The organism is Streptomyces sp. NPDC041068, from assembly GCF_040647455.1.
Taxonomy (GTDB): Bacteria; Actinomycetota; Actinomycetes; order Streptomycetales; family Streptomycetaceae; genus Streptomyces.
Genome location: NZ_JBEZCG010000002.1, coordinates 28,785 through 42,613, shown reverse-complemented (window position 1 = coordinate 42,613; position 13,829 = coordinate 28,785). Strand labels below are relative to the sequence as shown.

General features: G+C 65.1%; 11 protein-coding genes. 4 read left to right on the top strand and 7 right to left on the bottom strand.

What is annotated here, in order from left to right:
* Positions 1-2: 2 nt before the first annotated feature.
* The 7 genes from AB0B50_RS04005 to AB0B50_RS03975 all read right to left on the bottom strand — a co-directional run bounded on the left by AB0B50_RS04005 (position 3) and on the right by AB0B50_RS03975 (position 8,760).
* Positions 3-1,097, bottom strand: a complete 1,095-nt coding sequence (locus AB0B50_RS04005; RefSeq protein WP_362325196.1) for a hypothetical protein — start codon at positions 1,095-1,097, stop codon at positions 3-5.
* Positions 1,094-2,212 carry a GTP 3',8-cyclase MoaA gene (locus AB0B50_RS04000; protein WP_362325193.1) on the bottom strand — a complete coding sequence of 373 codons (1,119 nt, stop codon included), beginning with the start codon at positions 2,210-2,212 and terminating at the stop codon, positions 1,094-1,096. The genes AB0B50_RS04005 and AB0B50_RS04000 overlap by 4 nt, the downstream gene beginning before the upstream one ends.
* Positions 2,202-3,191 (bottom strand): D-2-hydroxyacid dehydrogenase, encoded by a 990-nt coding sequence (locus AB0B50_RS03995; RefSeq protein ID WP_362325190.1) that lies wholly within the window; start codon positions 3,189-3,191, stop codon positions 2,202-2,204. Before AB0B50_RS03995 ends, AB0B50_RS04000 begins: the two co-directional genes overlap by 11 nt.
* On the bottom strand, positions 3,188-4,549 hold the full coding sequence (locus tag AB0B50_RS03990) for a glycosyltransferase family 4 protein (protein WP_362325187.1): 1,362 nt from the start codon (positions 4,547-4,549) through the stop codon (positions 3,188-3,190). Before AB0B50_RS03990 ends, AB0B50_RS03995 begins: the two co-directional genes overlap by 4 nt.
* A gap of 517 nt (positions 4,550-5,066) precedes the next feature.
* Entirely contained in the window at positions 5,067-6,512 is a 1,446-nt protein-coding gene (locus AB0B50_RS03985; RefSeq protein ID WP_362325184.1) for a hypothetical protein, read from the bottom strand.
* 212 nt (positions 6,513-6,724) lie between these two features.
* Positions 6,725-7,450, bottom strand: a complete 726-nt coding sequence (locus tag AB0B50_RS03980) for a haloacid dehalogenase-like hydrolase (RefSeq protein WP_362325181.1) — start codon at positions 7,448-7,450, stop codon at positions 6,725-6,727.
* Positions 7,447-8,760 (bottom strand): helix-turn-helix transcriptional regulator, encoded by a 1,314-nt coding sequence (locus AB0B50_RS03975; protein ID WP_362325179.1) that lies wholly within the window; start codon positions 8,758-8,760, stop codon positions 7,447-7,449. The genes AB0B50_RS03980 and AB0B50_RS03975 overlap by 4 nt, the downstream gene beginning before the upstream one ends.
* A gap of 529 nt (positions 8,761-9,289) precedes the next feature.
* Here AB0B50_RS03975 and AB0B50_RS03970 point away from each other — a divergent pair.
* The 4 genes from AB0B50_RS03970 to AB0B50_RS03955 all read left to right on the top strand — a co-directional run bounded on the left by AB0B50_RS03970 (position 9,290) and on the right by AB0B50_RS03955 (position 13,582).
* On the top strand, positions 9,290-9,484 hold the full coding sequence (locus AB0B50_RS03970; RefSeq protein WP_362325176.1) for a hypothetical protein: 195 nt from the start codon (positions 9,290-9,292) through the stop codon (positions 9,482-9,484).
* Between the two features lie 309 nt (positions 9,485-9,793).
* Positions 9,794-10,657 carry a hypothetical protein gene (locus AB0B50_RS03965; RefSeq protein ID WP_362325173.1) on the top strand — a complete coding sequence of 288 codons (864 nt, stop codon included), beginning with the start codon at positions 9,794-9,796 and terminating at the stop codon, positions 10,655-10,657.
* A gap of 79 nt (positions 10,658-10,736) precedes the next feature.
* On the top strand, positions 10,737-12,272 hold the full coding sequence (locus AB0B50_RS03960) for an amino acid permease (RefSeq protein WP_362325170.1): 1,536 nt from the start codon (positions 10,737-10,739) through the stop codon (positions 12,270-12,272).
* A gap of 269 nt (positions 12,273-12,541) precedes the next feature.
* Positions 12,542-13,582 carry a phosphotransferase gene (locus AB0B50_RS03955; RefSeq protein WP_362325167.1) on the top strand — a complete coding sequence of 347 codons (1,041 nt, stop codon included), beginning with the start codon at positions 12,542-12,544 and terminating at the stop codon, positions 13,580-13,582.
* Positions 13,583-13,829 lie beyond the last annotated feature (247 nt).

Below are 13,829 nucleotides of genomic sequence, written 5' to 3'. Positions count from 1 at the left end.
GGTCACGCGGAGTGGGCGGAGAGGAAGTCTTCGACGACCGAGTGGTGACGGCGCCAGAGGGCGAGGAGGTCGCGAAGGGTGTTTGCTGTGGTCGGGCCTGGCGGCAGCAGTGCCGTCATGGCCTTGGCGAGCAGCGCGTCATCGCTGGTGACTCGGTCGGCGAGGCGGGTCAAGGTCTTCCGCGCTGAGTGGAGTTCCTTCTCCTCGCGGGCGATGAGGTAGCCGGTTGCGGTCTGTGGCGGCGGGTTCAGGTAGTAGATCCAGCGTGCGACGCGTACGCGGAGCATTCCTGCGGTAGTGGTCCAGGCTTCCGTGTCTGTCGCTGCCGCTTCCGGTAGTGCTCTGGGTGCCGGTGTCCGGTGGAGTATGGCGTCGACGGCGGCATGGGCTGTGCGCAGTAGCTCATCGGAGGGAGGTCCCGCGTCTGGTGTCGTGGCCAGTCGAAGGAACTCCTCGGCGTGCGCTTCGAGTTCGCCGGGGTGCCATTGGTTGAGTGCTGCGGTCTTTCCGGGGTAGCGGGTGCGCGTAGCGAGAGCGGCGGCCGCGAGCCAGCAGGGGGCCACGTAGTGCCAGGCGATGCAGTGCTTTCGATAGCTGTCGAGATCGTGGAGGACGTTGTCGGTGCTGTCCTTGTCGAGCTGGTATCGGCCCCCGATTCGCGCATCGAGGATCCCTCGGTAGAACCGCTCGTCTGCGCTGCTCCACGGCATCATCTGTGCTCGGGATCTCCACTGCTGGAGAGAGGTCGTGTTGCCCGCGGCCAGGCTCCAAGTGAAGAGTTCGGCCGGTGAGACACGGTTCCGGTCGAGCTCGCTGATCGTGAACGCGAATCCCGGCGGGTGCTCAAGCAGACGGCTGTGCGCCGGGTCCAGGCGTACCGCCTGGTCGTGGGCAGCAGCCAGGCGCTCATTCCACTCCCACCAAGAGCCGGGGGCCTGGTCGAGGATGACACGAACGTCGATGTCGGAGTGCGGTGCGATGAGGTCGCCAGCCTGCCACTTGTGCGTGAGCATTGTCGCTGCCGCACCGTGGGTGGCCAGCTGCTCGGCGTAGACGACTCCGAGGTGCGTATACGACGTGGTGTGGGTGGTTGTCACTCGGCCTCCCCTGCCGGTCGGCGAAGAGAACACCCTCCGCCTGTATTGCCGCCCACCGGCAGCAGGGGAAGAACGGGCACGCCCTGCGGCCTCTCGAGGCGGTCCCAGCGGAGGTCGTAGTCGACGTAGTGGAAGCCCTCCCAGGCTTCGTTGCTGTCGCGTTCGAGCATGGCGCGGAAAAGGTGGGCATAAGCGTCGGCCATGGTGCCGTCCGCGAGATGCGGCTTCAGGGGAATGTCCCGGTTGTGGAGGATGCAGGGCCTGGCGATGCCGGTGGGGGTGATCTTGATGCGGTTGGCGTCGGAGCACGTGGCGCACGAGGAGTTGGAGATGAACCCGATGGAGCCAGCCCATCCCTGCGGTTGCAGGTAGCGTCCGGGGCTTCGTACTCCGAGCTCGGTTCGCGAGATTTCGCCAGCTTGCTCGAACCAGGTGTGGAGCCGTTCGCGGACTTCTGCCTCGGGCACGAACTCGGTGGGGAACAGTGCCTCGGCCGGTCCGATACGTTGCAGCTCGATCAGCCGTACAGCAATGGGGAGTTGCTTGGCGAGCTCGGCGACGCCGAAGGCATCGTCCAGGTAGGACCGCTGAAGGACGCAGTTGATTTTGACCTTGAGGCCGAGTTCCAGTGCCCGGTCGATCGTGGCCCGGGAGATGCGGGGATCACCGCCACCCATGATCTCGGAGGATCGTGACGGATCCAGGCTGTGGAGGCTGATGTTCAGGTAGGTGAGCCCGGCGTCGTGCAGCGCGTCGACCGTAAGGCCGCGGCGCAGGTTGCCGTGGCTCGTCATACCGATCGTCGCTTCGCTGCCGAGCCCGTCGGAGAGCGCCCCGATGATGTCGATGATGTCGGCGCGCAAGGTCGGCTCTCCCCCGGAGCAGTGCGCCTTGCGGATGCCCCAGCGTCCGGCTTCATTCGCGATGCCCGCGTAGTCGGTGACGGTGAGCGTCTTGTCCTTGTGCCCGTAATCAGGCATGCACCGCGGCTTGCAGAAGACGCAGTCGAGATTGCAGATCGAGTTCAGCGTGAACGCCAGGTATGGGTGGTTGCGGCCAGTCGCGCCGAACGATTGCAGCAGGTCATTCTGGGACAGGTGCTGCTCAGTGGTCATGCGGCCCTCCAAGAGTTGGGGTGACAGCGCCGTTGAGGGGCTGGTCGGCCAGGAAGAGCTGAAGGTTGTCGTGGAAGAACGCGACCGCCTTGTTCATGTACGTGCGGCTGAATACCGCGCTCTTCGGCGTGAGCACGATCCGTGGATGGTGGCGGAGCGGGTCGTCGAGCGGGGGTGGTTTGTGCGGCAGTACGTCGAGGGCCGCGCCGGCCAAAGTGCCTGAGTCGAGGGCGATCAAGAGCGCATCGTGGTCGACGGTGCTAGCTCGCCCCAGGTTGATGAAGACCGTCCCAGGGCTACACGCCTTGAAGGCGGCCTCGTCGAAGAAGCCGTGCGTTTCTTCGGTTGCGGGAAGCAGGTTGACGACAGCCCGTGAACGCGCGAGTGCTTCATGAGCCCGATGTGTCGGCGTCCATTCGATGCCGCCGGGTTCGGAGCGTGGAGAGTGGCGTCGTACACCGATGACGTGCATGCCGAGGGCTTGTGCGATCCCTGCGAGTTGGGTGCCGACAGATCCGCAGCCGATGATCGTGAGGTTCTGCCCGTTCAGGTCAAAGAAGCTGTTGGCGAGGTTGTCCTTCCACCACACGGACCGGGTTTGGAGCCGGGCGCTCTCGAACAAGCCGCGGGAGAAGCCGAGGAGCAGGCCGATGGCGTGCTCTGTCATCGGTTGGCCGTGGTAGCCGTACCCGCGGGTGAGCAAGATGCCCGCACTCTGGATCTCTGCGACCGGCCAGTGATCGATGCCCGCAGATGGGGTGGCTGCCCAGGTGAGTCGTGAAACGGTCGTCAGCCATCCCTTGTCGAACGTCCAGCCGAAATAGACGTCGGCGTCACGGATCTCGTCTGCGACGGCGTGATCCTCGACGAACCGGAAGCGGACGTCCGGAAAGGCGGAGTGCAACTGGCTGGCGTGCTGGTTGGATAACTGCCAGAACTCGTAGGGCGAGTTGAGACAGATCAGCGCGTTCGTCGTCATACACGCGTCCTCTCAGCAGTGCTGAGCGCCATCGCCCAGGGGGTGTGCTGGCGGAGGTAGGTGCGGATAGTGGCGTCGTAGTCGTGCCGGGTCGAGAGAAGAGCCCGGCTGCGGCTGCGCATCTGCTCACGCTCTTGGCTGCTCATGTGCAGTGCGTGCTTGATCGCACGGCCAAGGTCGATGGGGTCACTGGACTTGGCCGTGAATCCGGTTTCCCCATCGATCACGGTCTCGGTGAGTCCGCCGGCTCGTGTCGCGACGACGGGCGCCGCTCCTGCGGCGAACGCTTCGAGGGGGATCCTTCCGAACGGCTCGGCACGGGAGGGCACCACCACAGCGCGGAGAGCAGGGCTGCGCAGCCACGAACGGTATTGGGGCGAGAACCGCGCCAGGAATGTTGCGTCGAGTCCATAGTCGCGGACCGTCGCCCGGAGCCGCCGTTGGTAGGCGGTGAGGTCGTCCGTGTGCGTCGAGGCTGCGAGCACAAGGTGCGGCACGCGGGTCCCCTGTGCACCGAGGAGATGGAGGGCTTCCAACAGGTCCTCGAAGCCCTTACTCTCCACGGCCCGGCCCATGGCCAATAGAAACCCCGCCTCAGCTCGAGGAGGCAGCGGCGCAACAGGAGCATCCTGCTGGTCACTGAGAAGAAGCCCGTTGGGAAGGTCGAATATCGCATGCCCAGGGATGCCGTAGGCGTGTTCAAGGTGGCTACGCATGTGGTGCGAGATCGCAGCTACGCGTGCTCCGCCATTCACGGCGGCCGCCAGCCCTTTGTGTTCCCAGCGGATACGTCGCCGGTCTTCTGGCGAGGCGAGTTCACTCGTTGATCGGGGCACGAGGAAGAGGCTGAACGGATCGTTGGGGCGTCGATGCAATCCGAGGCCGAGGAAGGGGATGTCCAGGCCGATCAGTTGCGCCACGGAAGCACGAGCAAGACGCTCTCGGGCGACTTCGATGACGTACTTGCACAAGGCGTCACAACCCGCGAGGCCAGCAGTCGCTGCGCGATCTCCCGGAACGGGCACAACCTCAGCCTCAGCTCGCTGCACGAGCCTTTCCGTCTCCGCCACCCAGATCGGGTCATAGCTGGGGTCAGTGCTCGGGATGTGGAGGGGCATGATCTGGAGACATCCGGGGGGCAGCGTCCGTGTCAGCACTTCGAGGAACGCGCGGTTGCTGAATCCCGTGCCCGACGTGCAGCCGTAGTAGCCGTCGTGCAGCGCGACGGCGATCCGCGGCTGAGTCGTGCCAGATGCCGAGTCGGCAGATCGTCCGCTCCGGGGCTGCCGCTGAACCGGTACGGCGTCACCAGGGACAAGGGGGATCACGTGATGTGAATTGTGCGGCTGAACTGCCATGGGACGCCTCCAAAACGCGAGGGCGGGAGAGCGCGATAGCTCGCGCATGCGTGGCGTGGGATGCCTGGAATGTGTGCGACGACGTTGCGCAGGGAACCGACCCGTGCGTGGTGTGGGCGTGCGCGGGATTCGGTGGACCCAACCCTGCTGGACAGCAGGGCATCTCGCACATTGCAGGGGTGATATCACCCCGGTGATATCGGAGAGGCGGGGGCAGCACGGAGCCGTATCGCAGTGAACCGTCTCTCGCGAAGTAGCATGCCTCTTGCCGACCCACGGGATGCACCATCGGCCCGGTCCGTGAGGTCATGCAGGCATGCGACGGCTGCAGGTCGTTGAGTAGCAAATGGCCTTAGATGTAGACGAGCTAACCGGCCCCACCCTGCGTATCACAGGAAAATCAGACTCAATTCGGCGGCTGGCTGTCGGTAGCCGACGTAATTCGTCCTACCCTGGGCTTCTACGGGTGCGAAATTGCGGCCAATGGTCCGCTAAAAGGTCAGGGCGAGCCTGGAGTTCAGCCAGTCTCGGCGTCCACCGCGTCGAGCAGCCTGGAGGCGCACTCCAAAACTTCGTCGGGGCCCAGCGAAATGGCGCGCGTGCACCACTGCCGACTCTCCACTAAGGCACCGTCACGTGCGGCAAGTAGAGCGAGGCGGAGAGCCGCTCGCCCGAGGCCGGCATCCGCAGCAACAATCCACCACTGACGGGCCTCTTCCACGCGGCCCTGACCGTGGAGCAGGAAGCCAAGGTTGAACGCGCTGATGCGGCGTCCACCCTCAGCCAGCGGGCGGAGCGACCTCTCGGCTATGTCGGGTTGGTGGGCATGGAGGGCATTCTGGCTGATCGCGACGAGATCCGTCTCGTCCGTAACATGCGCCATTGCCGCCTCCCATATACAGGAAGGAATCTCCGAATCCGTCTGGTCCACCAAATATTCGAAAGGTGCCCACTGATCACCTCCAGAATCGTCCTGCGCGGGCAGGAGCAGACTGGCGACCCCATAACGGATGCGAGATGCCCAGGCAAATTCCGCGTCCAACGGCTCTGGGCGCAGCACGGCGCCGCCCGCCGCGACGAGATGATGTTCATGGAGCTCGGTCAGCAAACTACCGGGCCAGGGGGCTCGGAGACCTGTGCGGGCGAGGTCCACGGCCGTCGCTACCAAAGCCGAACCACGTGCGTGGCCGTGTATGGAGCGTGCTCGCCGCCACTCCTGCAGCAGCACCGGGCCAGCGGCGACATATTCGGCAATCCCGAAACGGGCGTGGTGAGCGAAGGCATCGACGATGCGGGAGTCATCGCAGTCCGCGGCCCGGGACAGTTCGGTGTTGCTCCAAAGGCGGTGAAGATCGAAAACCTCCGCGCTCCGAACTACTTGCGAACCGGTTCCGTTCTCGTACTCGTCGGAGAACGTCTCGAGCGCCTTGAGGCGCATCGTCGCCACGACTGGTACTCCCAACTGCGTGAATTCGGCGAGGACTTCTGGCGTTAGGCATTCTGGGACCAAGTACTTCTCCAGGTCGTCCAGCCACACCACGGTGGAAAGGCCGGAGCACTCCACCGCGTCTGCGGCCTGGCGCAGGCTGCTGCCGACCGGGGGCGCCAGCACCCTGTGGCCAGGGAGTACGTTCCGCACCGCCTCGAACGCCGCACGGGTCTTCCCAGCAGTGGAATCACCGATCACGAGGACCAGGCCGCGGTCGACGATGCGTTCACGCAGCGCGGCGTCGATGTCCCGAGACACATACGGGGGCAACTTGCAGCCGTCTCCGCCGGGGCGTGCTCTGTGTACGCCAGCAGAAAGGGCATCCCAGTCACGGGCCAGCGGCCAGGAAGCAGGGTCCCGGAGAAAGCGCGGCACGACAGCCGCCTCGGCTGGTGCATTGATCGTGAGCTGATGAATCTCATGAGCTTGGACAACCTTGCCCTGCATCCCACCCGAGATCTCATTCTCCGCCATACGCAGTGACGGTAGTGCGACCGGAGCACCAGCGTGCCCAGATCAAGGTCATCAGCTCCTACCCTGCCGTGGGATCTCCGAGATGGCCGGTTTCAGAGAACGCCCCGAGGGCAAGGTGAGGCACAGCCAGCAGGTACGGAGAGCGGTGAGAGTGAGAGAGTGGAAGGGAAGATGCTTGCGCGTGCCCTGAGAGGGTGTGCCCGAGCTCGCGGTCAGGACGTGACCGACTTGACCGCGTCCACCAACCTCTGTACGTCTTCGAGATCGTCGAGAACAACATGGGCTCCCGCTGCTGCGAGCTCCTGTGCTGAGGTCTTCCCTGAGGCCACACCAAGCACTGAAGCGCCGCCTTCAAGGCCCGTGCGAACGTCTTCGAGGGAGTCCCCGATGATGACCGTGTTGGCGCGTGTGAAGGCCGTGCCGTGCTTGGCCTGCGCACGTTTCTGCGCGATACCGACGAGGGCGGGACGATGCACGTCGTCGGAGGCGTATCCACCGATGTCGGTGTCCAGGTAACTGTTGAGGTTGAAGGCTGCGAGCTTCAGCAGCGCGTTCGGCTTGAGGTTCCCGGTGACGGCCGTCGGCACCCAGCCCTTGTGACGGCGCACGGCCTGGAGCGCGGCCACCGCTCCGGGCATGAGGACCCCTTGGCTCCGAAGGTCATCTGCGTGACCGGCGAGCCGCTTGGGCAGCAGTTCCACCATCAGGGGCAACAGCTCGGGGACCATCGCCTCCGGCACGCCGTTCTCCAGGAGCAGGGACCGGATCGCGAGGGGCATGGTGACGCCGGTGCCACGGGCCGGAAGCTGCTCGGCGGAGCGGCCGACGACTTCGGCGAACGTCTCGCGGTACACCTGGCGGTCGACGTCGCCGACGTAGAGCAGCGTGCGGTCGATGTCCCAGAGGATGAGGGTCGGCTGCTCCTCGGTGTCGTTCATTTCCTTGCTCCCGTGAGGGTGGCGGCACGGTCCAGTAGCTCTTGAGCGTACGTGGCGTCTCCGGCTGTCTGGAGGTCGCTCAACATCGCTTCGACGTGCTCGTTGAGGCGGGCCGACTGAAGTTGTTCGGCCAGGTCGAGAGTCTCGTGTGCGATGCCGCATCCCGCGTCGATGTCGCCCTGGCGAAGGTGCGCGGACGCAGTCCGGGCCAGGAACAGGCCGCGTGTCCGCTGGTCTGAAGGGTTCAGCGAGTCATGCGCTTTCGACAAACTGGTGACAGCACGCTGCGGATCACCCAGGTCGAGGAAGCAGCTGCCTGCTTGGCCGTGGATCTCGCCTTCGTTTACCCAGTACAGCCAGTGCGGGTCGCGTTCGGAGCGTCCGCGTGCGCACAGTTCGGCGGCTTGTCCCAGTGCGGTGAGCATCTCTTGTCGTTCGCCGAGCTTGGCGTGGCCACGGGCCTGCCTGGTCAGCAGCATCGCCTCCAAGGCGGGCGTGCCGAGGCGTTTGATCTTTTCGCGGGCGGCTCGTGCTGCGGTGACCGCGGCGCGTGGTGCGCCGGTGGAGTATCTGTGGATGGCTAGGTAGGAGAGGGCTCCGGCTCCGAGCCGTGTGTCGCCGGAGGCATTCGCGGCTCGAAGTGCAGCGAGCAGGTACGCGGGGGTGCTGTCCCGGTCTCCGCCGTCGAAGGTGAACCATCCGGTTTGGATGGCGGTGTCCGCGATGATCGCCGCGAGTCGCCTGCCCGTGTTCTCGTCGTACGAAGCTTGGTCGACGAGGCGCTTGAGGAACAGGAGATGGGCATCACCGAGGTCGGCCAGGGTGCCGCTGCCGGCGCTCGCGTCCATGCTGCGCAGGTTGTCAGTGGTCACCTGCAGATTGTCGAGGAGTTCGTGTGTGAGCTGACTGCCCTCTGCGGCACGGATGAGTGGCTCTGCTTCGGCGGTGCTCCAGTGGTGCACGTAGGAAGTGAGGGCCAAACCGCTCACTGCCAGGAACTGTCGGCGATCCATCGCACCCCCTCCAACCGCGGTGCCGAGTGCCGCCACCATACGACTCGTCGTCCAGGGCAGGGCTGGGTCTAAGTCACCGTTGACCAGGCTTATGGGCGGCTGAGCACGACGAGGAAGCGGCAGTGGAGAGATCTCGGGAGGTACCCCGAGGCCGGAGAGGAACTCGGCGATCTTGTCGATATTGGTGAGGCGTCGGCGCCCTGCTTCGAGCATGGAGAGGAACGCTTGGCTGAGGCCCGTTAGTTGAGCAACGTCGTCCTGGCGCAGCGATCCATGCTGGCGGACTAAGCCAGCCACCTGGCCGAAATCCCATACTGCCAGAGCTTCTTGAACATCAGCATTTCGCCACACGCGTTCTGGAACGGAGGGAGTCGCTGGAAGCAGGTTGTGCGAGCGGAGACACGCCGAGCACAGCGTTCCGGAGTTGTACTGGCTCAGTCGGCAACCGCACCGTTCGCAACGTCGCGGCGACTGCGCAAGCACTCGTGCCTCCCGAGTTGAATGCGGGCCTGATGGCCCAACTGCCCCTGGCGGAAACGAAATCACTTCAGTGATATCACCTGGGCAATGTGTGCGCCGCGCGTTTTCCCAGCACTCTGGGGTCTCCCGCAGTGCGCGGCCTCGACGAACCATCTGGGAACGGATCTTTCGGGCGTCTCCTGCTGCTCGCGCTGCTGGTTCAGCTGTCCCTGATCTCGTCCACCGGAGTCCAAGGTGCTTTCGGCCTTACACGTACGAATGGATCAGCTCTCGCCGCTGGTGGCTCACCGGCCCCCGGCGGTGCAGCACCGATCGCGCTGCAGGCACTTCCATCGGGAGGCGCTCGGTGGTCGTTAGCTTCTCTGCCGTCGTGCTCCTGGGCGTGGTCGTCTTCCTCCTGGTGAAGAAGTCGGGCCTGAAGGTCGGGCACGGCATCGTGTGCATCCTGTTCGGCTTCTTCCTGGCCGGCAGTTCTGCCGCGCCGAACATCAGGGAGGGCGTGCAAGGTGCGGTCGACCTGATCGCAAAGATCGACTTCTAGGCCGACCGTCGGAGCAAGGGCGAGGTTGCCTTTTCCCCTCCCTCCGCCCCGCGCTCTGACGGTCTTTCCACTCTGGACGTGACCTGAGGAATTCGATGATGCCGATACCGGATGTGCCAGTGCGTATGACGATGGGCTTGGCTAGCACCGCGTTGCCGCTCGCGCCCGGGCACCTTGTGCTGGACCAGCATGTCGCCTCATCCGGGAAGCGCGCGAGGCAGGACCGACATGGGTAGTCGCAGACCTGTCCTCGACCGGCATCCAGCCCGGGACGACGCTGCCCTTCGCCGGGTCATCGAGGATGCGGCGATGGGCCGCTGGGAGAGCGCCCGTGAGCTTCTTACGTCGACGGGTACCGACTGGGATAGACGGATCTTCCGCCTGCAGGTCCTCGCTCGCGTCGGTATGCAGCTGACGTTCGCCGACACTTGGGCGCAGGCGGAGCCGCGCTCCCCGCATTCCCTGGCTCTGATGGCGAACGTGTTGGCCTTGAGGTCGATGGCCGACGGTCGAGGGCGCGGGCTCAGTGACGCGATGCAACAGGCGTGGAAGACCTGCGATGAGGCCGCGGACGTCTGGCCGAACGATCCATCCCCGTACGTGGTCATGCTCGCCTTGACGCGCTTTCATTCTCCTCCTCGCGACCGCGAATGGCGTGCAACGGCAGAGCAGTTGTGGGCACAGGTACTTGAGTGTGATCCGTGGAACCGGGAAGCGCACCATGAACTGCTCATCTTCCTCTTCCCTTCCTGGCATGGAACGGGTGGTGAGGTCTTCCACTGGGCGCAGGAACGGTGTGCCCACGCGCCGCGCGGACTGGCGCTGCACGTACTGCCGCTGGTCGCCCTCGCCGAATCCCACCGCCTGCGCATGGAAGTGGACGGAGACCGCTACGGACTGACCGTGCACCCGTGGACGGACAACCCGTCTACCTGGCAAGCGTGGGAGAACTGGTGGGACTGCCGGGCTCCCAAACGGCCACATGCCGCCTTCCACGAAGACGCCAACTATTTGGCGCACGCATTGTCGTTCGCGAGCCGACATCTGGAAGCCGCTGATGTCTTCGACGCTATCGGCCCGTACGCGACTGATGTGCCGTGGAGCTACTGCGGCGACGCCCCAAAGCTGTTCCTCCGCCACCGCGGCTGGGCAATGAAAGTCGCCGAGCCCTGAGTTCGATGCCGACGGGCAAACGTCAACCAGCCGCACTGTCCGCTGAGTTCGATGCATTCACGACGAAGGAAGCTTCCCCATGCCCTTAGAGATTCCGAGCACCACACAGCCGGAAGAGGAACGCCTCGCCGAGCTGGGTATTACCCAGACACTCGATCGCAGCATGAGTGGTCGACAGAACTTCGCGGTCAGCTTCACCATCATCAGCATTCTGAGCGGTTGCTTGACCATGTACGCGTTCGGCATGAACACTGGCGGTCCGGCGTTGATCATGTGGGGCTGGGTGCTGGTCGGCCTGATGACCCTGTTCGTCGGCCTGGCCATGGCGGAGGTCTGCTCCTCATACCCGACGTCGGCTGGCCTCTACTTCTGGGCCCACAAGCTGGCCCCTCGCAAGTCAGCCCCTGCCTGGGCCTGGTTCACCGGTTGGTTCAACACCCTCGGCCAGGTAGCGGTCACCGCGGGCATCGACTTCGGCGCCGCCAGCTTCCTCAACGCCTACTTGAACCTCGAGTTCGGCTACGCCGCCACTCCGGGCCACACCATCACGCTGTTCGGGACCATCCTGCTGCTCCACGCTGTGGTGAACACCTTCAGGGTCCGTATCGTCGGCTTCTTCAACACCGTGTCGGTGTGGTGGCACCTGATCGGCGTTGTGGTGATTGTCGGCGCCCTCCTGATGATCCCGGACAACCACCAGTCCCCCTCGTTCGTATTCGGCGAGTTCGTCAACAACACCGGCTGGGGATCCGCTGTCTACGTCGCGCTCATCGGCCTGCTCATGGCCCAGTACACCTTCACCGGGTACGACGCCTCCGCCCACATGACCGAGGAGACGAAGAACGCCTCCGTCGAAGGCCCCAAAGGAATCGTCCGCTCCATCCTGGTGTCCTGGGCCGCGGGCTTCGTTCTGCTCTTCGGGCTGACCATGGCCATCCAGTCCTACAGCGGCTCTCTCGACTCGGAGTCCGGTGTGCCGCCCGCGCAGATCTTCCTCGATGCCCTCGGGGAGAGCACGGGGAAGATGATGCTGCTCATCGTCATCGGCGCTCAGCTGTTTTGCGGCATGGCCTCGGTAACGGCCAACTCCCGTATGATCTACGCGTTTTCCCGCGACGGGGCGCTGCCGTTCTCCAAGGTGTGGCACAAGCTGCATCCGGGAACGCGCACTCCGACCAACGCGGTCTGGCTCGCTGCTGGCGGCGCCTTCGTCCTCGGCCTGCCCTACCTGTTCAATAGCACTGCGTACGCGGCCGTCACCTCGATCGCAACGATCGGCCTTTACATCGCCTACGTGATCCCGACGCTTCTGCGTCTGCGTCAGGGCGATGAGTTCCGGCGCGGTCCGTGGCACCTGGGGCGTTGGTCCAAGCCCGTGGGCATCATCGCTGTGTTGTGGGTTGTGGTGATCGCCGTGCTGTTCATGCTGCCCCAGGCGGCCCCTGTGACCATGGAGTCGTTCAACTACGCACCCGTCGCGGTCGGCGTGGTGCTGCTCTTCTCTGGCTCCTGGTGGCTCGTCTCGGCCAGGAAGTGGTTCCTGAACTCAGCACACCCGAAGAACAGCACGCCGGCGCTCACCGCCTCGGAGGTTCCTGGGCAGCCGACACGTTGAGCTTCTTTGGCGGACAGCCGAGATAGCAGCGCGGCGGCGCCGTCCCGGCTGCCGATCCCGATACGTCCTGCTCACGACAGCGGCGGTGAGCGCCTGCTGGTGGCGCCCATCTGTGAGTGGAACTGCATCGAGCGTGAATAGAAAGGTGCGTAACCGTGAAGATCCTCCCCACCGCGTATCGCAGCCAGCTGTCCACGGTGATCGTCACCTTCACCGTCATCGCCAGGCGTCCCCCGCGGGGCCGGCTTCGACCGGTCGGGAGGTGAGCCGTGGAGCAGGAAGCCGCTCGCGGCGATGAGATCCTTCCCAAGGTGCTGTCCGACCGCTACGGCATCGATCTGGCCTCTGCGGAGCTCGTGCCGATCGGCACCGCGGCTATCAATCGGCGCGCCACCCTGACGGATTCGCGGCGGATCTTCGTCCAGCAGTACCGGACCACCGACGATCTGGAGCGTGCCCGGGCCGCGTGGGTCATGTCGGAGTTCTGCCGTACTGTCCGCGTGCCTACCCCGCAGGTGTGGCGCAACCGGGATGGGGAGATCCTCACCTGCGTTGACGGCATGGGTTGGGTGGTGACCGACGAGGTGCCTGGCAGAGTCGCCGCCGAGCCGCTGACCGTGCCGCGCGCGCAGCACATTGGTCTGCTCCTCGGCCGCATACATCGGACCCTGGCCTCGTATCCGGCGCCAGCTCGCATCCGACAGGCCCGGTGGCGCACAGCGCCGCTCGACCGGGTGCTCGCCGATACGGACACTGTTCTGGAACGCGCCGTCGCACAAGGCGAGCCTCGCCTCCATCAGCTCCGTGGTGATCTCAAGCAGCGCCGAGTCGACGTGCAGACGCACGCTCCGCGTCTCCGTGCCGGGCTGCCGGAGCTCCTTGTCGCCCAAGCTGGACACGCCGACTTCAGCCACACCAATCTCCTGGCCCAAGGAGATCTGATCACCGCGGTTCTCGACTTCCAGGCCGAGATCTGTTTGCCCGCCTGGGAGTTGGGACGCGCCGCGTTCGCCCCGCACACCGTCGCGAACAGCCCGGCATGGCCCCAGAGCGCCCTGCGCATGATCGAGTCCTACCGTGTGGAGAACCCGCACCTGCCGCTATCGGACGTCCGTGCCAGCGCGCGCATCGCCCTGCTGTACATGCTGTTCAGCCTGGACGGCGCCACCGCTGCCGAGTGCGGACTTTCTGGTGGTGCAGAGGCCGATCTACGCAGGCACTGGGCCGAGCGTCAGGTCGCCATCCGTCGCCTGCTCGACGAACTCGACGATCTCGAGGCCGCTCTCGCGGACCTCGGGCAGGAGAAGTGAGGAGGGGCGTGGCCAGCGCACCAGCGCGTCCCGCACGGCTTTGCCCCGCCAGCATCACACCCTGGGCTGCCCGCCCCACCCAGCTCGAACTCTCCTAGCCGCCAACGACCTTGAGGACTGCTGTGCCCGACTCCCCTTCCTCTACTACTCCCTCATGAGCCCCTACCCCCCTACCCGCACCCGCCGACCTCCGCCCGTTCCTTCAAGCCCTCTCCCGCCCCAGGTCGCCGAATGGGCCAAGGCCCAC

Bases quoted from the DNA above. Each gene is read 5' to 3' on its own strand.
- AB0B50_RS03995 (WP_362325190.1), bottom strand. From the start codon at position 3,191: ATGACGACGAACGCGCTGATCTGTCTCAACTCGCCCTACGAGTTCTGG.
- AB0B50_RS03965 (WP_362325173.1), top strand. From the start codon at position 9,794: ATGGGCCGCTGGGAGAGCGCCCGTGAGCTTCTTACGTCGACGGGTACC.
- AB0B50_RS03990 (WP_362325187.1), bottom strand. From the start codon at position 4,549: ATGGCAGTTCAGCCGCACAATTCACATCACGTGATCCCCCTTGTCCCT.
- AB0B50_RS04000 (WP_362325193.1), bottom strand. From the start codon at position 2,212: ATGACCACTGAGCAGCACCTGTCCCAGAATGACCTGCTGCAATCGTTC.
- AB0B50_RS03980 (WP_362325181.1), bottom strand. From the start codon at position 7,450: ATGAACGACACCGAGGAGCAGCCGACCCTCATCCTCTGGGACATCGAC.
- AB0B50_RS03960 (WP_362325170.1), top strand. From the start codon at position 10,737: ATGCCCTTAGAGATTCCGAGCACCACACAGCCGGAAGAGGAACGCCTC.
- AB0B50_RS03985 (WP_362325184.1), bottom strand. From the start codon at position 6,512: ATGGCGGAGAATGAGATCTCGGGTGGGATGCAGGGCAAGGTTGTCCAA.